Below are 25,593 nucleotides of genomic sequence, written 5' to 3'. Positions count from 1 at the left end.
GTTGCTCTGATAAAGCAAGATCTGACAATAGCCAGCTCTGGATGAAACCAAGCCTGGGCCTGGCTGCTGTGTAGACAGGGGATTATAGATTAGAACAACGAGCCGGCAGGGGCATCCGGGCGGTATCCGCCGGATCTGACATGAATAATGTCTGAAGACATGCTATTCTTAATTTCGGTTCTATAGACACATCCATGCAGAGCCAGAGGTGAGGTCCCTGATGTCATTAGCCAATATTCAAAATATCAAAGCTGAAAAGCCCCAAGGCACTGTTGGCCTGCGTACCGCCATGAAAATCATGGAGCGCTGGGGAGCTTCCCGGGACCAGATGGGCAGAATTCTTCGCGTCTCCGGGAGCTCCCTTGCCAGAGCCAAGGCAGGCAATGAGACAATCGGTCTGGATAATGACCAGCTCGATAGAATCAGCTATGTACTCAACATCCACGCTGCACTACGGCTGATTTTCGATAATCCCGACAACGTGTACGGCTTCGTTAACCTGCCCAACAATAATGCCTTCTTCAATGGGCGCAGGCCGTTGGACGTTATATCTGACGGCAGTTTTGCAGCTCTTTATGAAACCTTCCGCCGAATTGACGGGTTAAGGGGGGCAATGTGGTGAGGTGGGATAGCCTGCCGGAAGTTGAACCCACCAAGATAACGAGTTATCGCTTGGTCAACTCGCGGTTCCCCCCTATCCCCCTGTTCGATGATGTGGCAGATGCAGAGGAATTCGAAGCACTGCACGAGTTACAGACGCGGACCAATCCACGCCTGCTGAATCAGGCCGGCCGCATTGAATTCATCCCCAGCAGTGAGATCCCGTTCGGTATTCCAGGCTGCTCCTATGCAGTGTCGCCATTTACCCACGTCAACCCTGAAGGCTCACGCTTCAGCGATGGCAGCTTCGGCATCCTGTACCTGGCTGATACTCCTGCCACGGCACTGGCAGAGGTGCGATACCACCAGCAACGCTACTGGTCCGGCGTGACGGGGCTGGCCTTCGACAGGATTCTGATGCGGGGACTGTCTTGCAAGTTCGATCAGACCGGCATGATGGATATGACCCAGATCACACTCGACGATCCGGTATACGACTCCAACAGCTATGCTGCTGCTCGTGTCGCCGGGGTCAAGCTCAAGCAGGCAGGGGTCAATGGCCTGAAATACAATTCGGTCCGCAGTCCCGGCAATGTCTGCTGGGGACTTCTCACGCCGAAGCCCGTGTGCTCGATAGTGCAATCCTCGCATTACGAAATGATCTGGGACGGAAAGGCGATTTCCAGCGTCAACAAGATCACCTCGGTTTAAAGCGACTCTTATTGAGACGGACTCGCCCTGCCCTGGATATAGGCGATGCCAAGGCCACTGACGATGATCATGCCGATGCCGAGCATAGCGCCAATATCAGGCGCTTGATCAAAGGCAATGAAGCCAACAATCCCTGCGAAGACGATCTGACCATATGTGAAGGGCGCCAAGGTAGCCGCACTCGCAAAGCGATATGCGTTGGTCAGCAAGAGGTGACCAAGCGTGGTCACGCACCCTAGCCCAACCATTAACCCGGCATCCGGCATGGTAGGCGTGCGCCAATTGAAAAGCACCAGAACGCTCAGCACCGTAGTTCCCACCAGACTGGCGAGGAAATTACTGGTCACCGGGTGATCGGTGCCGGCCAGTCGGCGTGTAAGTAGCTGGTATATCGAAAGCGACAGCGCAGCACCAAACGGCAACAGTATCGCCAGAGTGAACAAGGAGCTACCGGGTCGGACGATGAGTAGTACACCCATCAAGCTGAAAACCACTGCGATCCATTGGCTGCGACTAACACGCTCCCCGAGCAGCGCCGATGCCAGGGTAACCATTAGCGGTGCCAAGAAAATCACCGCCGTTGCCTCCGCTAGGGGAATGTAACGCAGACCACTGATGAACAGAATGCTTACCGCAACGAGGCTCATCCCGCGGAATAATTGCGGCCAGGGACGTAAAGTAACAAATACGCGGCGCCCCATGCGTGGCGTGAAAAGCGCCACCATCAGCAGCGTCTGCGCCAGGTAACGCACCCACACAACAAGTATGACGGGATACAACTGGGTCAGGTATTTTGACAGGCCATCATTAATGGCCAATAACAGTCCCGACGCCAGAATCAGCAAGGCGCCGAGTAACGGCTGATGTGGATTATTCAAGGAAGAAGCACCGAAATGATAGACAGCAGATTAGAGCCTGTTGTTGAGTTTCATATAGTAAACCGTATCCACATCAAGCGGGATGCGTTGTTACATACCACCCGGGGCGCGCACGACCACCTGTTGGCATTGGAAGATCGGAACACAAAGGAGCTCAAAGCCCTGCGCGAGGAATATATCGAGCTAGGCCGCAAGAACGGCGCCGGATAATACTGCCGGCCACTGCAAGTAGCGGAAACGACTTCCAAAACGCACAAAGCAAAAAGCCCCGTAGACCAGTGTCTACGGGGCTTTAATACTGGAGGCCGAGGTCGGAATCGAACCGGCGTTCACGGATTTGCAATCCGCTGCATGACCACTCTGCCACCCGGCCTCGAAGGGGGCTGTTGTGCCGCAATTGCAACACAACTGAATATGGAGCGGGAAACGAGACTCGAACTCGCGACCCCGACCTTGGCAAGGTCGTGCTCTACCAACTGAGCTATTCCCGCTCTGGAACGGCGCCTATTCTATCTTTCTGCGGCGCCCTGTCAAGTCATTGATTCGAAAAAGTTTATCTGTTGTTTATTTTGTCTGCACCGGGCGCAGATGCGGCCAGGCAGCGCGCAAATATATCACCATTGACCACAGGGTCAGAACTGCAGATATCATCAACAATACGTAACCGAGAATCACCCAGGGGCTCATTGGCAACGCCGGGTTCGCCAGCAGCACCACCAACGCCACCATCTGCGCTGCGGTCTTGTACTTGCCGAGATTGGAGACCGCGACTTGCGAGCGGGCCCCCATTTCCGCCATCCACTCACGCAGTGCGGAAATGACGATCTCGCGTCCGATGATGACCACCGCAGGGGCGGTCACCCAGAAGTTACCATGGCTTTGCACCAGCAATATCAGCGCCACGGCCACCATGAGTTTGTCCGCTACCGGGTCAAGGAAGGCGCCAAACGGGGTGCTCTGCTCCCATTTACGCGCCAGGTAGCCATCCAGCCAGTCGGTTATGCTGGCCAGGGTGAACATCACCGCGGCGGCCAGATAGCTCCAGTGAAATGGCAGGTAATACAGCAGAATGAAAACGGGGATCAGACCGACCCGCGTCAAGGTAAGAATATTCGGAATGTTCATGACGTCTCTGTGAACGGGCTTTGACAGCATTCTAGTCGCTATGTAAGGCAGTATATATCTGTTCTGCCAGTTTTTTGCTGATGCCGGGCGCTTTGGCGATTTCCACGGCACTGGCGCGCGTCAGCTCCTGCAGTCCACCGAAGTGTTTCAGTAACTCCCTGCGCCGTGTCGGGCCGACACCAGGGATGCCCTCCAGGGTGGATGTATTACGTGTCTTGCCACGGCGCTGACGATGACCCGTGATGGCAAAACGGTGAGCTTCGTCACGGATGTGTTGGATCAGATGCAGTGCTGGCGAGTGGCCCGGCAGTACCAGCTCATTGTGCGGATCATTCAGATACAGGGTTTCCATACCCGCCTTTCGGGTAACGCCCTTGGCCACACCGAGTAGGATCAGGTCATGGATGGCCAGCTCCTGAAGTACTTCGCGGGCCATCTTCATCTGACCTTTACCGCCGTCGACTATCAGGATATCCGGCATCTTGCCTTCACCCTCGCGCAACTTGGCAAACCGGCGCATCAATGCCTGCTGCATAGCTGCGTAGTCATCTCCGGCAGTAACGCCCTCGATGTTATAGCGCCGATAATCGCTTTTCAGCGGGCCTTCCGGACCAAACACGACGCAGGAAGCCACGGTCGATTCGCCGCTGGTGTGGCTGATGTCGTAGCATTCCAGGCGGGTGGGCATTTCATCCAGCTCGAGCGCCTCCTGAAGAGCTTCGAAGCGCGCCTGAATGTTCTGCCGGTTGCCGAGCATGGAGGTCAGCGCCTGTTCGGCGTTGGTGACCGCCATGCTCTGCCAGCGGCTGCGCGTGCCGCGCACCCGGTGAGTGAAGGCAACTGCATGGCCGCGCGCCAGCGCCAGCGCATCGGCGATGACCGGCAGATCCTCATGCGCGGCGTTGACGATGATCTCTTTGGGCAGCTCCCGCTCCCCCGTGCCGAGGTAGTACTGCGGCAGGAATGCCGCCAGCACCTCGCCGGACGTCTGCTCGATAGGAACCCGCGGGAAGTGATTGCGACTGCCGAGTACCCTGCCCTGCCTAACCATGATCACATGAACACAGGCGCCACCCGGCATGACCGCAGCGGCGACGACGTCGACGTTGCCGGATTCGGTATCGATATGCTGCTGGTCCTGCACTCGCCGCAACTGGCCGATCTGATCACGTACCTCTGCAGCTCGCTCGAACTCCAGATTCTGCGCTGCGGTTTCCATGGTGCGGGTCAATTCATCCGTCAGCGCATTGCTGCGGCCTTCCAGAAACATGACCGAGTGACGAATGTCCTCAGCATATTCCTCTTCGCTGACAAAGCCGACACAGGGCGCCTTACAGCGCTTGATCTGGTATTGCAGGCAAGGCCGGGTACGATTGCGAAAATAGCTTTCTTCACACTGACGCACCTTGAAGGTCTTCTGCAGTAGGCTCAGGCTCTCGCGGATTGCCCCGGCGCTGGGATAAGGGCCGAAGTACCGTCCTTTGGCCTTCTTGGCACCCCGATGCAGCCCGAGTCGTGGGTAGGTATCCAGGCTTGAGAGATAAACGTAGGGGTAGGATTTATCGTCGCGCAGCAGGATGTTGTACGGCGGCCGCGATCCCTTGATCAGGCTCTGCTCGAGCAGCAAGGCCTCGGTCTCATTGGCCGTCACCGTGGTGTCTATATAGCCGATGCGCGACACCAGCGCGGCCGTCTTGGGACTCAAGCCGGTCGGACGAAAGTAGCTGGATAGCCGTTTCTTGAGATTGTTCGCCTTGCCGACATAGAGCAGTTCGCCCGCGGCGTCGAACATTCGATAGACACCAGGTTTGCCGGTGACCGCCGCCAGGAAGGCTGCGGCGTTAAAAACCTCTGAGCTCATACCTGGTTGAATGATGCGTCGATCATGCCGTGACGCACGGCCAGCAGCGTCAACTCCACATCACTGGTGATGTTGAGCTTTTCAAAGATACGGTAGCGGTAGGTGTTTACTGTTTTGGGGCTGAGGTGGAGCTTGTCGGAAATGCTCTGCACTTTCTCACAACCGACAATCATCAAGGCAATCTGCATTTCCCGCTCTGACAGGCTATCAAAAGGACCAGCATCACTTGGATCGTACATCCGCGCCAGCAACAGCTGAGCAATGTCCGGGCTGATGTGTCGCTGACCGATCGCCACCTTGCGAATGGCACTGACCATTTCTTCCAAGGCAGCCCCCTTGGTGACATACCCTGCAGCACCGGCCTGCATCAGCCGGGTCGGAAAGGGCTCTTCATCACAGGCGGTTACGGCGATGACTCTGATACTGCGGTCATGCTGCAGAAGCTTGCGGGTCGCTTCCAGGCCGCCAATGCCCGGCATGCGCACATCCATCAGCACTACATCGGGCTTCAACGCACGCGCTTGGGTGATTGCCGATTCGCCACTGTCGGCTTCGCCAACAATGGACAGACCGGGCACGTCACCGAGCATGCGGGTGATGCCCATACGCACCAGGTCATGATCGTCCACCACCAATACCTTGATCACCGTCTACCCCTTTCATGAACACAGCGAGAGCTGTTTGATAGCCAAGCAACATCTCGCAACCGCGCCAAGATAGCAAATCGGTGATTATTGTGAAACGTCAACCTGGGGCTACGGGTCCAGATTTATCCAGCAGCGCCGCCAATTCATCCAGGCAGCCGGGGTCATCAATAGTGGACGGCACCACCCAGTCCTCGCCCCGTACCATCTGCCGCAGAATACGCCGCAGGATCTTGCCCGAACGGGTTTTTGGCAACCGGCTGACCACCAGAGTGCGCTGATAACACGCCAAAGCGCCGATCTCATCGCGCAACAACGCTGCCAATTGCGCATTCAACTGCGCCTGCTCCAGCTCAATACCATTCTTCAACACCACCAGACCTACCGGCAACTCACCCTTGATCGCATCCGGCACACTGATAACCGCGCATTCGGCGACAGCTGAATGGGAACCCAGCACCTCCTCCATTTCGCCGGTGGAAAGGCGGTGCCCGGCCACGTTGATAATGTCATCGGTACGTCCCATGACGAATACATAACCATCTGTATCTACATAGCCCGCATCGCCGGTCTGGTAATATCCCGGGAACTGGCTGAGGTATCCATCATGGAAACGTTGCGGATCTCCCCAGATGGTTGTCAGGCAGCCGGGAGGCAGCGGTAGTTGTATGACGATATTACCTTGGGTGCCAGGCGCCACCGGCCGCCCTTCGTCATCAAGAATACCCAATTGATAGCCTGGCATCGGAAAGGTCGCTGAGCCGGGGCGGGTTTCTTCAAGACCGTAACCCACCGGGTTGGCAACAATCGCCCAGCCGGTTTCCGTCTGCCACCAGTGATCGAGTACCGGACGCTGGATGTGCTCTTCCAGCCAGGCCCAGGTCGGCGGATCGAGACGCTCACCAGCCAGATATAGGCGCTCCAGGCGACTCAGGTCGTATTGCTTGGCCAGTTCTGCCTGAGGATCCTCCTTACGAATCGCCCGGAAAGCCGTAGGCGCCGTGAACAACGCCTTGACCCCATATTCCGCACATACCCGCCATACCGCGCCAGCATCCGGCGTTCGCACTGGCTTGCCTTCGAACATGACAGTGGTGCAACCGGCCAGCAACGGGCCGTACACAATGTAGGAATGACCAACGACCCAACCGACATCCGATGCAGCCCAGAACACTTCCCCCGGCAGCATGCCGTATACCATTGCCATGCTGTAGCGCATTGCTACGGCATGACCACCATGATCGCGCACCACGCCTTTGGGCTTGCCGGTAGTGCCAGAGGTATACAGGATGTACAGCGGGTCGGTTGCAGCGACCGGTACGGCGTCAGCCGGTGTGGCCCTGCTTATCTGCTGCGCCCAGTCCAGGTCCCGACCAGGCTGTAGATAAGCATTCGCCTGCGGGCGTTGCAGTATCACGCAATGGCGGACCTGGTGGGCGGCGCGACTAATGGCCTGATCTACCAAAGGTTTGTATTCAATGATCCGGTCGACCTCTATCCCACAGGACGCGGTGAGAATGATGTCCGCCTGAGCATCATCGATACGCACTGCCAGCTCATTGGCTGCGAAGCCGCCGAATACCACGCAGTGCACTGCACCGATGCGCGCGCAGGCCAGCATCGCCACAATCGCCTCGGGCACCATGGGCATATAGATAATGACCCTGTCGCCCTGCTTCACCTGCAGGGCGCGCAGCATGCCTGCGCACAGAGTGACCTGTTCATGCAGCTGACTGTAGCTGATACGCTGCTTGCTTGAGGTGACGGGCGAGTCATAGATTATCGCTGTCTGCTCGCCACGGCCGTCTTCGATATGCGCGTCCAGCGCCAGCCAGGAGGTATTCAGCCGTCCATCAGGAAACCACTCAACCACCCCGTCGGCTACCGCACTTGGCTTGCAGGTGATGGTCGGCGGCGTGTGCCATTTGAGCAGAGCTGCCTGATCGGCCCAGAACACATCGGGATGACGCGCGGCGTGGTGTCGGGCGTTGCTGTAGCCAAGAGAAGTGGACATGCTTGCCTCCTTATTGTTATGTCATCAGATTAGCTCAGCCAGCCCGAAACGAAACTAGACTTACGGTTGAGATCTCCCTTTCAGAGGCGCTTATGAGCAGAGACGACTCGCTCGACCAGATTGGCAAAACGGCTGTAAAACAGAACATCCACGGCACCATGACCTTTCTGCTTGCTTACCCGCCATTCAACCAGATGGAAACCCATCACCTCGCCTGGCTGGTCGAACACTGCGAGCTGCGTTTCTATGCTGAAGGTGATGTCATCATTCGCCCCACTGAAGGCCCCGTACAGCACTTTCATATCGTCAAACAGGGGCGCGTTCGCGGAGAGCGTTTGCTCTCCGGCCAGGAGTCGCGCGCGACCACATTCGAGATCAGCGTCGGCGAATGCTTTCCGTTGGCCGCGCTCATCGGCGATCGGCCCACTCGCACCGATCATATCGCCGGGGAGGACACCTTCTGTCTTTTGTTGCCGCATGCGGATTTCAGCCAGCTGCTCGGTATGTCACCAGTGTTCCGGAATTTTGCGCTGCGCGGTGTCAGCAGCCTGCTGGAGCAGGTCAACCTGCAGGTGCAGCGTGAAGCAGCGGAAGCCGTTAGCGCTCACTATTCGCTGGATACCGTACTGGCAAAGATTGCCATACGCGACCCGGTTACATGCTCGCCAGGCACCGCCATTGGCGCCGCCGTGAAGAGCATGCATGAGGCCAGCGTCGGCAGCATCGTGATTATTGACGCGCAGGCGGCGCCGGTGGGTATCTTCACGCTGCGCGACCTGCGGCGCATCGTTGCGCAGGGGCAAACGGACCTGCATCAGGCCATATCCGAAGTGATGACCAAATCACCCTTATACCTAGCCTCCTCCGCGAGCGCCTTTGACGCGGCCATCAGCATGACCCGCGAGCACATTGCGCACCTTTGTGTGGTAGATAAAGGACGGCTGGTGGGTGTGGTATCCGAACGCGACCTGTTCGCCTTGCAGCGCGTCGACCTGGTCCATCTGGCACGCACTATCAGCCAGGCCGAGAGCGTCTCCAGCCTGGTAGCCCTGCGGCATGATATCCACCGCCTGGTCGACAGCATGCTGGCGCACGGCGCCTCTGCCGCTCAGGTCACCGACATCATCACCTTACTCAACGACCACACCGTCTGCCGCGTTATCGAACTGTGCCAGCGCCAGCATGGCGATCCGGGTATTCCCTTCACCTGGTTATGCTTCGGCAGCGAGGCCCGCCGCGAGCAGACGCTGCTGACCGATCAGGACAATGGCATTCTGTTCGAAGCCGATAATGCCGAGCAGGCCAATGCCTACCGCCAACGCCTGCTGCCGCTGGCGCAGCGGATCAACCAGGCGTTAGCTGAATGTGGTTTCACATTATGCAAAGGCAACATCATGGCGGGTAATCCCGAGTTGTGCCTGTCGCGCAGCGAGTGGCACAGCCGCTTCTCGCGCTACATACAGTCGACCACCCCCGAGAACCTGCTGGCATCATCCATCTTCTTCGATTTCCGGGTCGTCTGGGGTGAGTCGCATGGTGCCATGACCTTATTCGAGTCCGTGCTGGATATGGTTGCGAGCAATAGCACTTTCCAACATTTGTTGGCGCGCAATGCTTTGGCCAATCGCCCGCCCATCGGCATGTTTCGGGACTTCGTGGTATCGCGCAGTGGCCACGAAAAAGACACGTTGGATCTGAAAACCCAAGGCCTGACGCCCTTTGTCGATGGTGCACGCGTGCTGGCGCTGGCTAATGGCATCAGCGAAACGGGTACCCTGCGCCGTCTGGAGCAATTGAAACAGCAGGGGGTAATTGATGTACTGGATGCGGATGCCTATGTAGAGGCCTATCAGTTCATCCAGCTGGTGCGAATGCGGCAACATCAGCGTCAGGAACGTGAGCATTTGCCGTTTTCCAATCGTCTGGCACCTGATACCTTGAACCACCTGGACCGCCGGATTCTCCGCGAATCCTTTCGCCAGGCCCAGCGTCTGCAGTCCAGTCTCGCCTTGAGATATCAATTGTGAATCTACGCAGTCTGTTCCATCGGTCTCGACCGGCCGTGCTGTCACAAAACAGCGTTGAGCGGCGGGAAGCCTTGTCGGCACCACAACCCATCGATAGTACAGCATTGAACCGGGCACGCCTGGTGGTGCTCGATCTGGAAACCAGTGGTCTGGACTTCCAACGTGACGAGATACTCTCCATCGGGGCTGTTGCCATAGACGCAGGCATCCTGAGCATGGCGGATCAGTTCGAATGCACTGTGTTTCGTCCAACCCATCATGCCAGCCAGGCCACTTTGTTGCATGAGATCACTCCCGGCGAGGTTAATGCCGGGGTCCCGGCCGATGAGGCCTTTCTGGGGCTATTGGAATTTTCTGGCCGTTGTGTTTTTCTGGCTTTTCATGCCGGCTTTGACCAGCGGATGCTGCGCCGCGGCTTGCGCCAGGATCTGAATTACCGGCTGCAACATCGTTTTATGGACGTTGCCGAATTGGCGCCGATGCTGTTTCCGGAAGCTGCGAAACAATGCTCGACGCTGGATGATTGGCAGAACCATTTTCATCTGGCCAACAGCGAGCGGCACAATGCCGCCGCCGATGCCCAGGCCACTGCGGAGATTCTACTCATCTTGCTCAACCGGGCCACTAAGCAAGGCACTACCACATTGGCAGAACTCAACAACCGGCTGGCGCTCTGGCGGCGACTCAGCCATGTCCGCTCCAGTGGATTCTAGACCACTCGGGCGCAGACTGACTGATCAGTCTTCCATCAATTTCGTTGAAATTTACGTTTCTTAACGCGAATTACCTGAAAACCAGCGTATGCAGCGTGGCGCCGCAAGTTTTTTCCTGCTAGTTTCCGCGGCGTCAACAAGTTCAACAATCAAAAAGCTCAACAGGAGTACCTGGATGATCAAACACGCCTGGTTCAAAACAACCTTAGCCATAGCCGTTGCTACCGCCTCTTGCCAGCTGATGGCAAACGGCTTGGCCATCAATGAGCAGAGCATCAGCAGTATGGGTACCGGTTTCGCTGGCCGTTCCTCCTCCGCGCTGGACGCCAGCACTGTGTTTGGTAACCCGGCGGGCATGTCGCGCCTGGAGCGCGTGGAGATCAGTGGTGGTTTTGCGGCGATTAAGGCGAGCACTGATATCAACGCTGCCAGTACAAACCCTGCAACTGGCACCAATCTGGTCCAAGGCACTAACGAAGGTGATATCGCCCCCGAGGCGGCTGTTCCCTTCGCCTATTATGTGCGCCCCCTCAATGACAAGTGGCATTTCGGCCTTGGCTTTTATGTTCCGTTCGGTGTGATCAGCGATTATGAAAAGTCTTCGCAGGGTCGGGATCTGGGGCTGTACAGCAAGGTTCAAGTAATGACCTTGCAGCCGACACTGAGCTATCGCATCAACGATCGCATCGCCATTGGTTTTGGTCCGACTATTAACAAGATTGAGGGCAAGCTAACCAGCCAGCCTTTGGCGGTCACAGGCTCCGACGAGACAATCAATATCAAAGGGGACGATATCGGTTACGGTTTCAATCTGGGCGTACTGGTCGACGTGACCGATCGCCTGGCCTGGGGTCTCACCTATCACTCGAAAGTGGATTACGAGCTCGAAGGCCGCACTCGCTTCGCCGGCTTCCCCGCCCCGCTTGGTGGCGAATATGACGCCACGCTGGATTTCACCTCACCTGAATCGGTTGACACTTCCATCACCTATGCAGCGAACGACAAGTGGACTCTGTACGCAGGGGCGACCTGGACCCGTTGGAGCCAGCTGAAGGAAATCGAAGCGGTTAACGAAGGCATGCATCCGGCGCTCGGCGGTGCGTACGACAGCGTTGGCGAAGAGTTGAACTGGGAGAATTCTTGGTCCTATGCCATCGGCCTCGCCTATCAGATCAACCCTGCTTGGGTAGTACGTGGTGGTTTCACTCTGGACGAGTCTCCCACGAATAACGCTGACCGCACCGTGCGTATCCCTGTAAGCAACCGCAAGATCGTATCTCTCGGCGCAGGCTGGAATATCAACCGCGACTGGACCATGGACTTCGCCTACTCCTATCTGCGCGAAAGCAAAGGACGGGTCAACCAGACCAATCATGCAACAGGTACTCAGTACGCCGCCGAATACCGCAACAGCGCCCACGGCGCCGGCGTGCAGCTGACCCACCGGTTCTGACCTCACGGTCCTGCGCAACGAAAAAAGGCCCCGGTTGAATCAATCGGGGCCTTCTCGTTTCACACCATCACCGCTCAGTGATCAATCGCACCCCCTGCCCCACGCGGCACACGGATATCCTCGATCAGGTGCTGGATATGCTCCGGTGGCGCCTTGGTAACCGAGGCAACGGCGACCGACACGACGAAGTTGAGGATCATCCCCAGCGTACCAATGCCTTCCGGTGAAATACCGAACCACCAGTGCTCAGCATTATCCAGCTCAGGACTGATGAACTTGAAGAACACGATATAGCTGAAGGTGAAAGCCAGGCCAACCGCCATACCCGCAATTGCACCTTCCTTGTTCATCCTCTTCGAGAAGATACCCATGACGATGACCGGGAAGAAGGATGCTGCCGCCAGACCGAAGGCAAAGGCTACCACCTGCGCTACGAAGGCCGGCGGATAGATGCCGAACAGACCGGCGATAACCACCGCAACCCCAGCTGCAACCCGCGCTGCAAGCAGCTCATGTTTCTCACTGATATCTTTCTTGAAGTTACTCTTGAGCAAGTCATGGGATATCGAGGTCGAGATAACCAGCAACAGACCCGCCGCAGTGGAAAGCGCTGCTGCCAGACCGCCAGCGGCAATCAGCGCCACTACCCAACCTGGCAGGTTGGCAATCTCGGGGTTGGCCAGAACGATGATGTCACGGTCCACGTACAACTCGGTTTCCGCCGCGGTCGGCGCATTGCTGATCAGCCGCTCCCCATTCGTACCGCGCTCGTCAGTAAACTGAGGAGAACCGGTAAAGGGCGCACCCGCACCATACTGGATGACACCGTCACCATTCTTGTCCTGCCACGCGATAAGTCCAGCGCTTTCCCAGGTCTTGATCCATTCCGGCGCTTCCTGGTATGACACATCAGGCACGTTGGTTAACAGATTGATACGAGCAAAGGCAGCAACAGCTGGTGCAGTAGTATATAGAATCGCAATGAACAGCAAGGCGTAACCTGCTGATTTACGGGCATCACGAACAGTCGGGGTGGTGAAGAACCGGACGATTACATGGGGCAGCCCCGCCGTCCCGACCATCAATGCCATGGTGATGGCAAACACGTCAATGGTCGACTTGGTGCCATCCGTATATGAAGTGAAACCGAGCTCAGCACCCAATCCATTGAGACGGTCCAGTACCGAAATATCAGTCCCGCTAACGGTGTCGCCAAAGCCGAACTGCGGAATGGGGTTGCCCGTGATCAGGATGGAAATGTAGATAGCCGGGACCATATAGGCAAAGATCATCACGCAATACTGCGCCACCTGCGTGTAAGTGATGCCCTTCATCCCGCCCAGCACGGAGTAGAAGAACACGATGACCATACCGATTATGACGCCCATGTTGATATCGATCTCCAGATAACGGGAGAAGACGATACCCACCCCGCGCATTTGCCCCGCCACATAGGTGAAGGAGATGAAGATCACGCAGATCACCGCCACCACCCGTGCCGCCTGGGAGTAGTAACGAGTACCGACGAACTCCGGCACCGTGTACCTGCCGAATTTGCGCAGGTAGGGAGCCAGACACATCGCCAGCAGCACATAGCCGCCAGTCCAGCCCATCAGGTACACGCTGCCGTCGTACCCGGTGAACGAGATGATACCCGCCATGGAGATGAAGGAGGCCGCCGACATCCAGTCAGCCCCGGTTGCCATGCCATTGGCGATGGGATGAACGCCTTTGCTGGCGACGTAATACTCACTGGTACTGCCAGCCCGGGTCCAGATCGCGATGCCGATATACAGCGCAAAAGTGGCGCCCACCATCAGATAGATCAGCGTTTGGGTTTCCATATGCAAGGCTCCTGGTTGTTATTCTTCGTGGAGGTCGTACTTGCGATCAAGTTTGTTCATCTTCAGCACGTAGATCAGGATCAGCACCAGGAAGCCATAGATAGCGCCTTGCTGGGCAAACCAGAAACCAAGCGGAAAACCGAAAAACTGGATTTGATTGAGTACATCTACGAACAGAATGCCAGCGCAGAAGGATACGACGAACCAGATGATCAACAAGGTGATCATCAACCGTAGGTTCTCCTTCCAGTAAGCTCGTGCTGCGTCTTCTTTGGATAAAGACATGACTGCCTCCTATTGTTGTTTTTATATTGCAGCTTAAAACTAGCACTAGGTTGGGCAAAACGAGACTACGACTTTGGTATAAATATGAAAAAAGCGCCATCTGGCACCTTTCAGGGAAGCCAGAAAAATTTACCGAGGCCAGGCCATCACGCCCCGGTGGCGTCCCTCTTTTTTCGCTCGGTACAAGGCTTCATCTGCCCGTGCGAAAATATCGTCCACCCGCCCGGCTGCGTGGCCGTGTAATCAAGCTATGAACGCTGATTGTCGATCAGCAGCCACCAGTAGGAGGCGAAGATAAATATCAAAATAGAGGTGCCAACCCAGAGAGAAACCCCGAAGACGACATCACACCCGCGGAATGGGCTATCAGCTTTGCCCATCTACACTTCCTGCGAAGGAGCACCGAGCCCTCCGGGGTTAAGACTCCGGAGGGCTTGTCAATTACTGAGTGGTGCCCGCTCCGTTCGCAGGAGGCGTCGTGTTCATATCGGCGCCACCAGCTCCATCAGCTCCATCAGCGGGCTGTCCCATATTATTCTGCGGCTCCGCCGCAGGCGGCATGGCATTCTCTTCGTCGATGCGATCATTATCATCCGGTCCACAGCCAGCCAGCATCAAAGCAAAAGCAGGAACCAACAAGTACGTCAGTCGCATAAGGAACTCCTTCTAATGGTTGAAAGTGTTGCCTTGGGTATGACCGAGCATGCGAGGGTAAGTGCAGATTTGTTTTGCGTTTGGGGCAGGAGCGGGTCGTAATTGATATGAGGTGCGCGCCAGAAACAACAAAGCCCCGGAGTACGGGGCTTTGAGGATGAAGTGGCGGAGGATCAGTCCGCCTTTATGAATCAGGCGTTGGCGCATAGTCTGGGCAACGCAGTCGAAGCGGCTTATAGACGGGGCGACCTGTTCGAGAAGCGCCGCGCCCTGATGACTGACTGGGCTGCCTATTGCGCACCAGCTTTGAGGACTACGTGACCTATGGTTGACCAGGATGCCTAACTTCGGATTTAACCTAAGCACTCGCGACATAGCTACCCTCATTTGCCTTGGAATGCTTGGTTCAGTTGTTATCCGTCAAGACTGACATCATTAAGGAAACTCGCCCCTGAGGCACAAGGCCAGACGTTATCACAGCTCAGGTGTTGCCAATGTGCAGGAGCTAACTTCCGACCCATTAAGCAAGTGACTGACAAAACCCGGCAGCTGATCCGATTTAGCCGGGTTTTCACGCCAGACGACCATCAGCTCCTTATCCAGACCCGCCCCGCTGAACGGAACGGCACGCAAACTGCCTGACCGAACCTCTTCTGTTACGGCGGAAGCCAGCACCAGCGAAACCCCCAGCCCCGCTTTGACTGCCTGCTTAACCGCTTCCGTACTACCCAGTTGCATTGACACTCCGGGGATGGCGCTTTTATCAGCAAAATAACGATCCAGCAGCCGGCCCGTACCGGTGCCAGACTCCCCCCCAATCAGTTCCATACCAGCCAGATGCTCTGGGCCCACCTCATAAAGTTCCGCATAGGAGTGCGTCGGAGGCACTATCAGCACCAGCGGCTCCTTTCTCCAACTTCGGACCTGAAAGCCGGTTTGAGGCTGCCACCACTCCATGACGGCCACATCCAGCTCTGCATTCCCCAACTTCTGCGCAATAGCTGGATTGCTACCGATTACCAGCTCTAGATCAGGGTTGTACTCTGCGGTAACGAACGAGCGCACATAGGGCGGCAGCATATAGATGCCGATATTCGAACTTGCTCCCACGCGCAGGTCCCGACCCTTGATTGCACGCACTGCACGATCATTCAGCTTCAACATGCTTTCGGCAAAAGGCAACAGCAGCAGCGCCTCGGGCGTTGGCTGACAACCAGCGCGCCCGCGCACAACCAGCCCCACCTGAAGTTGCTCCTCCAGCTTCTGGACATGTTGCGTCACCGTCGGCTGGGCAATACCCAGCCGGTCTGCGGTGGTCTGGAAATTCCTGTACTGAAACAAGGCGACCAGCGTCTTGAGCCAGACCAGATTCAGCATGCAAGCTCTCCAACCTTGGCAAGCCGATTGGCAGCGTCTTGCGGTATATCACCCCGCAGCACCTGCAGTATATTTTCTGCAGCCCTGCGCTCGATTGCCATGCGCACCCGGCTGACCGCCGAGCCTATGTGCGCACTGAACAATGTATTCGGATGCGCCAGCAAATCCGCGTTGATCGTGCGCGGCCGCTCATCCCTGGCCCAGTCCTCCATTTCAAATACATCCGCCGCATATCCTCCCAAGTGGCCACTGCGCAATGCGTCCAACACCGCCTGTTCATCCGCCACCGAGCCCCTGCAGGGATTAACCAGAAACGCACCCGCCTTCATTAGAGCAAGGCGACTCGCATTGATCGTATGCAGGGTGTAGGAATTGAGTGCCAGCGCCAGGATTACGATATCGGATGTTTCCAGCAGCGCTTCAAGCGAACAGAATTCAATGCCTAACGCAGCCTCTTCATCAGAGCCCAACGCCTGCGGCTCACTGTACTGGACTCGTGCGCCCCAGCCCTTAAGCCGTTGCGCCAGCGCTTTGCCGATCGCTCCCATACCGACGATGCCTACAGTCGATCCCTCTATGCCCAACCCATAGAACTGCGGCGTCCAACCCTGAAAATCACCCGACCTGACATACTCATCAGCGGCTTTGATCTGCCTCACCAATCCGATAGTCAGCCCAACGGTCAGTTCGGCCGTTGGCACGGTAAGGAGGTCCGGTACAAAGGTCAGCCATACATCCCGTTGCGTACAGGCCTGCACATCAAAATTGTCGAACCCTTTCAGCGCCGCGCCGACAACCTTGAGTTGCGGGCAAGCATCGAGAAAATCAGCGTCGATACGGTCTGGCATGAACGCCATCATAGCCTGCGCACTGCTAACCCGGCGCAACACCTCAGCCCGGGGCAGCGTCTCGGTAGTTTGGTTGGTTATCAACTCGCAATGCGGAGCGAGTAACTGAAGGGTTTCGTCATGCACTTTATGGGTTATTACGACACGTGGTTTCATATTCAGCTCTTACTTGAATGATTTGCGCAGAAAGCCGCTAAGTGCATCCACCAGCGTTACCATCAGCAGTATGACTAGCAAGATCGCGAGCACTTCCTGGTATTGCATGATTCGCAAAGAGCCCATCAGCTCAAAGCCGATCCCCCCAGCGCCGACCATGCCCATCACTGTGGAAGCGCGGAAGTTGTATTCCCAGCGGTAGATTGAAACATCCGCAAACTGCGGCAGGACCTGAGGCAATACGGCATGGAAAAGCACCTGCAGTCGCGTGGCGCCAGCAGCCCGAGCGGCTTCCACTGGCGCTTCATCCACATGCTCTATGGCTTCGGCAAAAAACTTGCCGACCATGCCAATTGAATGCAGCCCGAGCGCCAGCACGCCTGGCAAGGCCCCAAAACCAACCGCCGCTACAAAGATGATGCCCATGATCAGCTCGGGCACCGACCGCAGTCCGTTCAGCACAACCCGCGTCAACTGAAACACCACCGGATGCGGCGACGTGTTGCGCGCCGCCAGAAACGCCAGCGGCAAAGACAGGCTGACAGCAATTGCAGTTCCCGCGATGCTCATCGCCAAGGTATCGATCAATGGCGAAAACCAGTTTGCCGCATTACTGAAATCAGGAGGAAAGGACTCTCCGGCCAGGGTCAGAATGGCCGGCACACCCTGGGCTAGGGTGTCAAAGTCCAATAAATTCACATACCAGCTGGCAACCAGCACCACACCGAGAACCGCAGCGGCTTGTGCCAGCTTGCGCTTCCAGCCCCGACCATAATCAGTCAGCACCTGTTGGCGATCAACCGTCTCTGTCAACGCAACGCTCGAATGAACGCTCATAACCGCTCCTTACATGGTGGCGAAATCGAGCCCAAGCAGGCTACCCATATCGCGGATGATGTCGTAATCGGCGTTCTCGATCGGAGCAAAACCCTCGGCCTTGAAGCTCTCTAAAACGCTCGGATCGTCCAGATTGACAAAAGCGTTCTTGATGCTGGCCTTGAGATCGGCGTCGAGATTCGAGCGCATGGCCCAGGGGTATTGCGGGTACTCTCCGCTGTAACCCAGCGCCTTGACCTTGGCCGGGTCGATCAGACCAGTCTCTAATACGTGCTTAAAGATCACCTCTGACAGCCCACCAGCGTCGGCATTGCCATTGGCTACGTTCACCGCAACCGCATCATGGCTGCCCACAAAATGTTGCTGATAGTCTTCGTCGGCTTTCAACCCAGCCTCCACCAGCACCGTTTTGGGGATCAGGTGACTGGAGGTTGAAGCACGGTCGCCGTAGACCATCTTCTTGTCTTTCAGGTCCGCGTAGGATTCCACTCCCGAATCAACGTTGGCGATCAATACAGAACGGTAGGTAGGCTTGCCATCAACAAGCATTGCGGCAAAAGGCTCGATTTCACTTTTGCTCTTCGCCAGGACGTAGGACAAGGGACCGAAATAGGCCAGATCAATCCGGCCAAAACGCATCGCCTCGATCATGGACGAGTAGTCCGTGGTGACAATCAACTGAACCTTCTTGTCCAGCGTGCTTTCAAGGTAGTCTTTCAGCGGCTGGTTGCGCTTGATCAGCTCCGAGGCGTTTTCATCGGGCAGCAGTGCCACCTTGAGGGTGTCCGGATTGGCATCCGCAGCCATCGTGGAACTCGCTCCTGCGATAAAAAGACCTGCAGCCAGCACTATTTTGTTAAGCAGTTTCATTGAGCAATCTCCAGTTCTGTAACAGAGTTAAGGTGGGGGGCAGGGTTCGCATTTCCAGGGCAGGCGTCAGCTGCCTGGGTGTTGGCCTTTTCAGGAGCCGCGTAGATGCGCGCAAGCTGGGCCTCATTCAATTCACCCGCTGCGCCATCAAAAACGATATGGGAGTTGGCCAGTCCGATAATGCGGTCGGCAAAACGCTGGGCATATTCAAGTTGATGCAGAGACACCACGGCAGTGATGCCATCTTCCTGGCAGATACGCTTGAGTAACGACAACACTATTTCCGAGGTGGCCGGGTCCAGACTGGCAACGGGCTCATCGGCCAGAATCATGCTAGGTTCCTGGGCTAGTGCGCGGGCAATGCCCACCCGTTGCTGCTGCCCGCCGGAGAGTTGATCGACGCGCATCAGTGCCTTGTCGGCCAAACCCACGCGGTCGAGACAATGCAGAGCCAGATCAAGGTCATTCCGGGGCAAGGGGAACAGACTGCGCCACGTACTGTGATAGGCCAGCCGGCCCGTTAGCACGTTAGCCAGCGCCGTGTGACGTAGGATCAGCTGATGATGCTGAAATACCATAGCGGTCTTGCGCCGGTGGTTACGTAGGCCAATTCGCGCATCAAGCGGCCCAAATTCGCTGGATACCACCCGCCCGCTGGACGGCTGTACTAGATGGTTGAGTGTGCGTAACAAGGTTGACTTGCCCGCACCGGACAAACCCAGCAGCACAGTGAATTCGCCGTGAGCAAAACTCACGGAAGTCGAACGCAGCGCCACAACGCCCCCAGGATAGGTAACGCCCAACCCTTCTACCCTGAGAACAGAGTTCGTCACATGTTTCGGTGCCATATGATCACCTTTAGCAATGTTACGACCCGCTTTATTGCGAATCAGAATTCAACGCTAAGGTAATTCAATGACCGTGGCGTGACGCTGAAGTGACAATTCGGATAACAAGTAGAGCTATTGAGGATTTACCTCCCACGGCAGATACCACCAATGAAAAGCCATCCAAAATCAGGAAAGGGATAGTTTTTGCGATCGTGCGGACTTGGCGAGCGGCGAGTGCCTGGTTCCCGATCCTTCAGGTAAAAAGGTATCGGCACTGCAATCAGTGCCGCTGATTCACTTTGAATGGACGAGAGACAGGGCGACTCCCTGAATAGTAGCCAAGGTCGTTCGCCACAATGCGAATCGAGGGCTCATTTGGCTAAAAGTTTCACGTAGGAAATAGCGACACTCGCGGCGCCAGAATCGCTAAAAGACTTGGACATTGTTTGTTACAACGGGCCGCTATTGGCCGATTATTGCCTGTAACGTCCGGCAATAATCGATCGATACCCATGCAACGGCAGCCACCCCACCTCCGCAATTACAGCCCTGATTATAAGTTTGACGCGAATGCCTTGCGAGCAGCATTAATGCCATTCATGCAAACAGGCACATCGGCACATCGGCACATCGGCATAGAAGGCGATCTGGAGCAGGATTTCAATGATTTCTTCCCGGCGGACACCGATATTCAGCGCCGCCCGAATGTGAACCTCGAGCTGTCCGGGTGCGCTCCCCATTGCCATCAGCGCGGCTGACTGTGAGCATTTCACGGGTGCGAAAGTCGATGCCCGGACGCGCCACCACGTCGGCAAAGGCAAGCCCCAGCACCAACTCGGCAAAATTATCCGAAAGCTCGTCGACAGAGTGGCCTTATCATTCAAGGGTATAGCGGAGCACTCTCCGGCCTCGTTAGCTATCTCAACACCAACCGTTCGTAAAATTACCGCAACATGCTAGAGCTTGATTTTTAGGACACCAGCAGGATACAGGCGCCGAAAATAAAAAAGGGTTCACAGCGCAAACGCTGTAAACCCTTGAGTTATATGGCGAAGCGGACGGGGCTCGAACCCGTGCCCCGGCGTGACAGACTTGTGTATCTGGATATACGGTGCAGCGATCAGAATCGCGGAACGATGTACAACCGCCGCACGCGCTACTGAAATGGGGGAACAAGGGGGGCAAGAAAACCAAAAACAACAAAGCCCCGGAGTACGGGGCTTTGAGGACATGAAGTGGCGGAGGGACAGGGATTCGAACCCTGGGAAGGCTTTCACCTTCGCCGGTTTTCAAGACCGGTGCATTCAACCGCTCTGCCATCCCTCCACGGCGGGCAATACTACCGGAAACTCGAGCGCAGTCAATGGATAAAGACACATCAGTTAACGTTTTTCGAACTCGCCGGTGTTGTTCGACACGAGTTAACAGGTATGATCGCTGAAGAAGAAGGATTGTCCGTGTAACTACTGGAGCCAATGAACCATGCAAATGCAAGAACGCAATACACTGCAGCACACTGGGGTAAGTGAGGTCGAGGTCAGCAAGCTGTTCCGCAACACCTATACGCTGCTCGCCATGACCTTGGCCTTCAGTGCTCTGGTCGCATTCACCTCTATGAGCCTGAACCTGCCCCACCCGGGCCTGATCATTACGCTGGTCGGTTTCTATGGTCTGCTGTTCCTGACCTCCAAGTTACGCAACTCTGCTTGGGGCTTGGTCAGTACCTTCGTCTTTACCGGTTTTCTGGGCTATACCCTCGGGCCTATTCTGAATGCGTATCTATCCCTGCCCAACGGCGGGCAACTGGTCACCATGGCCTTGGGCCTGACCGCGCTGGTGTTTTTCGGCTTGTCCGCCTATGCGATTCTGACCCGGAAGGACTTCAGTTTCCTGTCCGGCTTCATCATGGCCGGCTTCATTGTTCTGCTGGGTGCCGTGGTCGCGAGCTTTTTCTTCCAGATGAGCGGTCTGCAGCTGGCAATTTCTGCTGGCTTCGTGCTCTTTTCTTCAGCGGTGATCCTGTATCAGACCAGCGCCATCATCCATGGTGGTGAAGATAACTACATCATGGCGACCATTACTCTATTCGTGTCGATCTACAATCTGTTCCTGAGCCTGCTGCAGCTGCTCGGTATCTTCAGCAACGACTGATCCCGCGGTTTTGGTTATACTCAGGGGGCTCGTCATTTGGCGGGCCCCTTTTTGTTTTCATCTGAGTCGACTTCATGAATTTTGCCATTGCCCTGCTAGCCGGCCCCCAAGACCCGGCGGCCCGGAGCGCTCTCGAATTTGCTCGTGCCGTGCTCGCATCGGGCCACCAGATCAGTCGCTTGTTCTTCTATCGAGATGCGGTGCAGCTGGCTTCCCAACTGAGTGTGCAACCACAGGACGAGCAGGATATCGCTGCGGAGTGGCGGCAGTTCATCACTGATCATCAGCTGGATGCAGTGGTCTGCATTGCTGCCGCCCTGCGGCGTGGCATTCTCGACGAAGCGGAGTCTACTCGCTGGGCCCGTCCCGCAGCGAATACTGCTGCCCCTTGGGTGCTTTCGGGGCTGGGCCAGTGGATAGATGCCTTACAGACAGCCGATCGGGCCGTGACTTTTGGAACCTGACATGAAAAGCCTGTTGATCATCAGTCGCCATCCACCAGCCCGACATTCGGCACGCGAAGCTCTGGATGTTGCACTGGCCGCAGCCGCGTTTGGGGTGCCGTGCGGCATTCTATTTATGGATGACGGGGTATTCCAGCTGATGCGCGGGCAGGATGCCGGACAGATAGGTCAGAAGTCGCTGGCTGCCAGCCTTCAAGCGCTGCCGCTGTTTGGTGTGGAGGATATTCTGGTATGTCAGCACTCTCTCGGCGAACGAGGATTGCAGACGAACCAATGCACATTGGAGGCGCGCCCAGTGAACAATGCTGAGATCGCCACCCTACTTGAACATTACGAGCAGATCCTTACGCTCTGAGCTGCATAAAGGGATGATTACCATGCTACACATCCTGCGTCATTCACCCCATTCGGACTCTCGGTTCGCCAGTTGTCTGCGCGCAATCAACCCCAACCAAGGGTTGCTATTGATCGAGGACGCTGTATACGGCCTGCTTCCAGGCACATCGGGGCGCGCCGCACTGGACTATCTACCAGGGAGCATCAATATGTATACATTAGAGCCGGATCTGCAGGCCCGCGGTCTTGCGCTGGATGACTTACCCTCCCGCATCAAGGTGATCGGTTACCCGATGATGGTGGATTTGTGTACAGAACATACAAAGGTCGTGAGCTGGTGATGCGGCTGCAGGCAAACGGTCGAAACATCGATCTGGACAAGGATGGTTTTCTGGTCAATCTGGCAGATTGGTCTGACGATGTGGCTATAGCTTTGGCAGAGCATGAAGGCCTGACATTGAGCGTTGCTCATTTCGAGATTATCCATGCTCTGCGTCGATTCCATACTCAATACCAGCTGTCGCCCGCCATGCGCCCACTGGTAAAGTATATCGGGCAGGAGTTGGGTAAGGACAAGGGTACCAGCCTATACCTGCTATCGTTGTTTCCCGGCAGCCCTGCCAAGCTAGCCAGTAAGCTGGCAGGATTACCAAAACCGGATAACTGCCTCTAAATCAATAATATCGTTCACGGGCCGCCATGGATTATCTGCATAGCATTATCGGCTGGACCATCGCGGGCTTTTATTGGCTGCTGACTGCGTCAGTCACCATTCGCATCATTGCCTTGCGCCGACCGGTAAGCGTGACTCTAGCCTGGTTGCTCGTCATCTACATCCTGCCTATTTTGGGGGCGGCGCTGTATCTTCTGATTGGTGAGCTGAACCTGGGACGCAGGCGTGCGGCGCGCTCAAGCGCAATGGTCGAGCCCTATCTGACCAATCTCACCACCCAGTTTCAGGACAATAGCTATCCACTGCCGGGCGGCGAACTGAGCCTCGCAGTCAATCGGTTGATGACCACTCAAGTAGGTATCGGCGCACTCAATTATGAAGGGCTAGAGGTACTGAGTACGCCGGAGCACATCTTCGAACGTCTGATTGAGGATATCCGCAACGCTAGGCACAGCGTCGTTCTGGAAACTTACATTTGGCACCCCGGTGGACTGGTTGATGAACTCGCTCGCGAACTGATCGCAGCCAGTATGCGTGGTATCAATGTGAAACTATTGATCGATCATGCCGGTAGCCGCCGCTTTTTTCGTTCGATCTCGCGTACCTCCCTGACGCAAGCCGGTATCCAGGTGGTTCCCGCCCTGCCCGTCCGCTTGTTCCGCGCATTGGCACATCGAATAGACTTGCGTTTACACCGAAAACTGATCGTGATTGATGACCGGGTCGCCTACACAGGCTCGATGAATATGGCCGATCCGGCTCATTTCAAACAGGAAGCACGGGTCGGACAATGGATCGACATGATGCTGCGTCTGGAAGGTGAGGCCGCGGCTGGACTGGCAAAGGTCTTCGCCTGGGATTGGGAAGTGGAAACGGGAGAACGATGCTTCCCCTCTCTTGCCGAGCCCACCAGTCAGCCGAACCATTGGTTGTCGATCATCCCCTCCGGGCCCGGCCTGGGTAACCTTATCAATCAGACAGTTCTGGCCAGCATTTACCGCGCCAATCACAACATCGTCATAAGCACCCCCTACTTCGTGCCTTCAGAGGCTGTACTTGATGCCCTGTGCCAGGCAGCCAATCGCGGGGTAGATGTGAAATTACTGCTGCCGCGCAAGAACGACTCGCTGATGGTGGGTTGGGCGAGTCGCTCCTATTTTGATGTTTTGCTTGAGTCAGGGGTGCAGATTCTGCTGTTTGATGGAGGCCTGCTTCACACCAAAGCGATTCTGATAGATGACAAGCTGGCTTTGGTCGGCAGCGTCAATTTAGACATTCGCAGCTTTCAGCTCAATTTCGAGCTCACTGTTGCGCTGTTCGCACCAGAGAGCTGTGCGACCATAGGTGCACTGTTACGCAGTTATGAGGCCAGCAGCGAGCTTCTGCAGGTCGAGCGTTGGGCTCAACGAGGCAAAGCATCCAGAGTTCTGGAGCGGCTCATGTTTTTCATGAGCCCCCTTCTGTAACGTTCAGCATATTATCTGTGATGCTCCTTCATTAGCGGCTTGGCAGTGCAATACTGCTAAGCCCCCGTCACGGAAGCTGAATAGCTAACGCAAAGATACCGAGAAACACCCAAAACCCTGAAAACAACCACGGCGTACGTTTAGAGAACATGAGCGCCTTGCTTTGCCCTTGGTACGTAGACTCCCAGCTCGAAAATAAGGGCGCATCATCATATACCGGTCCAGTGGCAGGTTCGCAGTTAAGCAAGTCAGTCTGCTTTCCATGCCAGTGATCGATAATATCGCAAGCCGCACGAATACCTGGCCATGCGTTAATCGAACTCAATATGCCAAACAGCGCAAGCATCGGCGGTACAACCAAAGTAAATATGGGTCCCCATTCTGCATTCGTGTTGGCCATCGAAGATGCATAGGCAATGACCAGAAATGACTGAGCCGTTAAATAGGCATTGGTACGAGCTGACAGATTATCAGCCTCGCTATGGATCTCTCTGCGGTAGAAATCGAGTCGATCCTTGGGTGACACGAACATCTTCATGTCGGTGTCACACAACGGAGATGGCGGAGTTTGAGGAGTAATAATCATAGAGGATAAGCCCATACCGGTTCTCATGCCTTTGAGGCAGACCGTATGCACAAGTTCAGGACAAAGGCTAAACGGGTGGCATAAGCAAAATCTAGCCATAAAAAAACCCCGCCAGATGGCGGGGTTTTTCTATTAAGCGCTTGACGATGACCTACTCTCACATGGGGAAACCCCACACTACCATCGGCGA

The 25,593-nt window shown here is 56.0% G+C and carries 29 protein-coding genes and 3 tRNA genes; 13 read left to right on the top strand and 19 right to left on the bottom strand.

Translation table 11 applies throughout. The annotated features are described in order from the left end of the window. The first annotated feature begins 220 nt into the window (after positions 1–220). Positions 221–622, top strand: a complete 402-nt coding sequence (locus INT39_RS20250; protein ID WP_193075778.1) for an antitoxin Xre-like helix-turn-helix domain-containing protein — start codon at positions 221–223, stop codon at positions 620–622. Beyond that, the gene (locus INT39_RS20245; protein WP_319021398.1) at positions 616–1,311 is read left to right on the top strand and encodes an RES family NAD+ phosphorylase; all 696 of its coding nucleotides are present in this window, start codon (positions 616–618) and stop codon (positions 1,309–1,311) included. The genes INT39_RS20250 and INT39_RS20245 overlap by 7 nt, the downstream gene beginning before the upstream one ends. Before the next feature lie 8 nt (positions 1,312–1,319). On the opposite strand, the gene INT39_RS20240 is transcribed toward INT39_RS20245, so the two are convergent. Further along, positions 1,320–2,189, bottom strand: coding sequence for a DMT family transporter (locus tag INT39_RS20240; protein ID WP_193075777.1), 870 nt, complete (start codon positions 2,187–2,189; stop codon positions 1,320–1,322). On the opposite strand from INT39_RS20240, the gene INT39_RS20235 reads away from it, so the two are divergent. Then, on the top strand, positions 2,175–2,399 hold the full coding sequence (locus tag INT39_RS20235; RefSeq protein WP_193075776.1) for a hypothetical protein: 225 nt from the start codon (positions 2,175–2,177) through the stop codon (positions 2,397–2,399). The two genes, INT39_RS20240 and INT39_RS20235, sit on opposite strands and share 15 nt — an antisense overlap. 89 nt (positions 2,400–2,488) lie before the next feature. On the opposite strand, the gene INT39_RS20230 is transcribed toward INT39_RS20235, so the two are convergent. The 6 genes from INT39_RS20230 to INT39_RS20205 all read right to left on the bottom strand — a co-directional run bounded on the left by INT39_RS20230 (position 2,489) and on the right by INT39_RS20205 (position 7,833). Next, positions 2,489–2,562, bottom strand: a tRNA-Cys gene (locus tag INT39_RS20230). A gap of 42 nt (positions 2,563–2,604) precedes the next feature. Then, positions 2,605–2,680: transfer RNA gene (locus INT39_RS20225), tRNA-Gly, on the bottom strand. A 73-nt stretch (positions 2,681–2,753) separates the two neighbouring features. Continuing rightward, positions 2,754–3,314, bottom strand: a complete 561-nt coding sequence (pgsA, locus tag INT39_RS20220; RefSeq protein WP_193075775.1) for a CDP-diacylglycerol--glycerol-3-phosphate 3-phosphatidyltransferase — start codon at positions 3,312–3,314, stop codon at positions 2,754–2,756. 31 nt (positions 3,315–3,345) lie between these two features. Then, on the bottom strand, positions 3,346–5,175 hold the full coding sequence (gene uvrC, locus INT39_RS20215) for an excinuclease ABC subunit UvrC (protein ID WP_193075774.1): 1,830 nt from the start codon (positions 5,173–5,175) through the stop codon (positions 3,346–3,348). Continuing rightward, positions 5,172–5,822, bottom strand: a complete 651-nt coding sequence (gene uvrY, locus INT39_RS20210; protein WP_193075773.1) for a UvrY/SirA/GacA family response regulator transcription factor — start codon at positions 5,820–5,822, stop codon at positions 5,172–5,174. The genes uvrC and uvrY overlap by 4 nt, the downstream gene beginning before the upstream one ends. Before the next feature lie 97 nt (positions 5,823–5,919). Beyond that, positions 5,920–7,833 carry an acetate--CoA ligase gene (locus tag INT39_RS20205; RefSeq protein ID WP_193075772.1) on the bottom strand — a complete coding sequence of 638 codons (1,914 nt, stop codon included), beginning with the start codon at positions 7,831–7,833 and terminating at the stop codon, positions 5,920–5,922. Between the two features lie 92 nt (positions 7,834–7,925). On the opposite strand from INT39_RS20205, the gene INT39_RS20200 reads away from it, so the two are divergent. The 3 genes from INT39_RS20200 to INT39_RS20190 all read left to right on the top strand — a co-directional run bounded on the left by INT39_RS20200 (position 7,926) and on the right by INT39_RS20190 (position 12,026). After that, positions 7,926–9,860, top strand: a complete 1,935-nt coding sequence (locus INT39_RS20200) for a putative nucleotidyltransferase substrate binding domain-containing protein (protein ID WP_193075771.1) — start codon at positions 7,926–7,928, stop codon at positions 9,858–9,860. Further along, positions 9,857–10,573 carry a 3'-5' exonuclease gene (locus tag INT39_RS20195; RefSeq protein WP_319021397.1) on the top strand — a complete coding sequence of 239 codons (717 nt, stop codon included), beginning with the start codon at positions 9,857–9,859 and terminating at the stop codon, positions 10,571–10,573. Before INT39_RS20200 ends, INT39_RS20195 begins: the two co-directional genes overlap by 4 nt. 178 nt (positions 10,574–10,751) lie before the next feature. Then, complete coding sequence (locus tag INT39_RS20190; RefSeq protein WP_319021399.1) at positions 10,752–12,026, top strand: OmpP1/FadL family transporter; 1,275 nt, start codon at positions 10,752–10,754, stop codon at positions 12,024–12,026. 74 nt (positions 12,027–12,100) lie between these two features. On the opposite strand, the gene INT39_RS20185 is transcribed toward INT39_RS20190, so the two are convergent. The 4 genes from INT39_RS20185 to INT39_RS20175 form a co-directional block, all read right to left on the bottom strand. After that, entirely contained in the window at positions 12,101–13,870 is a 1,770-nt protein-coding gene (locus tag INT39_RS20185; protein WP_193075769.1) for a sodium:solute symporter family protein, read from the bottom strand. An 18-nt stretch (positions 13,871–13,888) separates the two neighbouring features. After that, positions 13,889–14,155 (bottom strand): DUF4212 domain-containing protein, encoded by a 267-nt coding sequence (locus INT39_RS20180; protein ID WP_193075768.1) that lies wholly within the window; start codon positions 14,153–14,155, stop codon positions 13,889–13,891. Between the two features lie 248 nt (positions 14,156–14,403). Beyond that, positions 14,404–14,535 (bottom strand): hypothetical protein, encoded by a 132-nt coding sequence (locus tag INT39_RS22740; RefSeq protein ID WP_264299124.1) that lies wholly within the window; start codon positions 14,533–14,535, stop codon positions 14,404–14,406. A gap of 61 nt (positions 14,536–14,596) precedes the next feature. Beyond that, positions 14,597–14,809 carry a hypothetical protein gene (locus tag INT39_RS20175; RefSeq protein WP_193075767.1) on the bottom strand — a complete coding sequence of 71 codons (213 nt, stop codon included), beginning with the start codon at positions 14,807–14,809 and terminating at the stop codon, positions 14,597–14,599. A gap of 186 nt (positions 14,810–14,995) precedes the next feature. Between INT39_RS20175 and INT39_RS22735 the strand changes: the two genes are divergently transcribed. Further along, positions 14,996–15,130, top strand: coding sequence for a hypothetical protein (locus tag INT39_RS22735; RefSeq protein WP_264299125.1), 135 nt, complete (start codon positions 14,996–14,998; stop codon positions 15,128–15,130). Between the two features lie 153 nt (positions 15,131–15,283). Here the strand turns inward: INT39_RS22735 and INT39_RS20170 are convergent, their stop codons facing one another. The 7 genes from INT39_RS20170 to INT39_RS20140 all read right to left on the bottom strand — a co-directional run bounded on the left by INT39_RS20170 (position 15,284) and on the right by INT39_RS20140 (position 21,053). Beyond that, complete coding sequence (locus INT39_RS20170; protein ID WP_193075766.1) at positions 15,284–16,186, bottom strand: LysR family transcriptional regulator; 903 nt, start codon at positions 16,184–16,186, stop codon at positions 15,284–15,286. Beyond that, entirely contained in the window at positions 16,180–17,190 is a 1,011-nt protein-coding gene (locus INT39_RS20165) for a phosphonate dehydrogenase (protein WP_193075765.1), read from the bottom strand. Before INT39_RS20165 ends, INT39_RS20170 begins: the two co-directional genes overlap by 7 nt. Before the next feature lie 9 nt (positions 17,191–17,199). Continuing rightward, on the bottom strand, positions 17,200–18,027 hold the full coding sequence (gene phnE, locus INT39_RS20160) for a phosphonate ABC transporter, permease protein PhnE (protein ID WP_193075764.1): 828 nt from the start codon (positions 18,025–18,027) through the stop codon (positions 17,200–17,202). Between the two features lie 9 nt (positions 18,028–18,036). After that, a complete protein-coding gene (gene phnD, locus INT39_RS20155; protein ID WP_193075763.1) occupies positions 18,037–18,897 on the bottom strand; it encodes a phosphate/phosphite/phosphonate ABC transporter substrate-binding protein in 861 nt (286 codons plus the stop codon). Continuing rightward, positions 18,894–19,745 (bottom strand): phosphonate ABC transporter ATP-binding protein, encoded by an 852-nt coding sequence (phnC, locus tag INT39_RS20150; protein ID WP_193075762.1) that lies wholly within the window; start codon positions 19,743–19,745, stop codon positions 18,894–18,896. The genes phnD and phnC overlap by 4 nt, the downstream gene beginning before the upstream one ends. A gap of 569 nt (positions 19,746–20,314) precedes the next feature. Then, positions 20,315–20,467 (bottom strand): carboxymuconolactone decarboxylase family protein, encoded by a 153-nt coding sequence (locus INT39_RS23055; RefSeq protein WP_226944936.1) that lies wholly within the window; start codon positions 20,465–20,467, stop codon positions 20,315–20,317. A 496-nt stretch (positions 20,468–20,963) separates the two neighbouring features. Next, positions 20,964–21,053, bottom strand: a tRNA-Ser gene (locus tag INT39_RS20140). A gap of 162 nt (positions 21,054–21,215) precedes the next feature. On the opposite strand from INT39_RS20140, the gene INT39_RS20135 reads away from it, so the two are divergent. From INT39_RS20135 to cls, 6 genes are all read left to right on the top strand, one after another. Next, positions 21,216–21,878 (top strand): Bax inhibitor-1/YccA family protein, encoded by a 663-nt coding sequence (locus INT39_RS20135; RefSeq protein WP_193075825.1) that lies wholly within the window; start codon positions 21,216–21,218, stop codon positions 21,876–21,878. 74 nt (positions 21,879–21,952) lie between these two features. Further along, on the top strand, positions 21,953–22,342 hold the full coding sequence (gene tusD, locus INT39_RS20130; protein WP_193075761.1) for a sulfurtransferase complex subunit TusD: 390 nt from the start codon (positions 21,953–21,955) through the stop codon (positions 22,340–22,342). A gap of 1 nt (position 22,343) precedes the next feature. Then, entirely contained in the window at positions 22,344–22,697 is a 354-nt protein-coding gene (gene tusC, locus INT39_RS20125) for a sulfurtransferase complex subunit TusC (protein WP_193075760.1), read from the top strand. Positions 22,698–22,719: 22 nt separating this feature from the next. After that, positions 22,720–23,019, top strand: a complete 300-nt coding sequence (gene tusB, locus INT39_RS20120; RefSeq protein ID WP_226944935.1) for a sulfurtransferase complex subunit TusB — start codon at positions 22,720–22,722, stop codon at positions 23,017–23,019. After that, positions 23,016–23,351, top strand: a complete 336-nt coding sequence (locus INT39_RS20115; RefSeq protein ID WP_413468956.1) for a TusE/DsrC/DsvC family sulfur relay protein — start codon at positions 23,016–23,018, stop codon at positions 23,349–23,351. The genes tusB and INT39_RS20115 overlap by 4 nt, the downstream gene beginning before the upstream one ends. 26 nt (positions 23,352–23,377) lie before the next feature. Beyond that, on the top strand, positions 23,378–24,817 hold the full coding sequence (gene cls / locus INT39_RS20110) for a cardiolipin synthase (RefSeq protein ID WP_193075759.1): 1,440 nt from the start codon (positions 23,378–23,380) through the stop codon (positions 24,815–24,817). Positions 24,818–24,884: 67 nt separating this feature from the next. Here cls and INT39_RS20105 read toward each other — a convergent pair whose 3' ends face one another. Next, positions 24,885–25,403, bottom strand: a complete 519-nt coding sequence (locus INT39_RS20105; protein WP_193075822.1) for a hypothetical protein — start codon at positions 25,401–25,403, stop codon at positions 24,885–24,887. Positions 25,404–25,593 lie beyond the last annotated feature (190 nt).

The sequence above is a fragment of the Pseudomonas sp. FME51 genome (assembly GCF_014897305.1).
The sequence above is the reverse complement of the archived record's forward strand: the minus strand, read 5'-3'. Positions and strand labels throughout refer to the sequence as shown.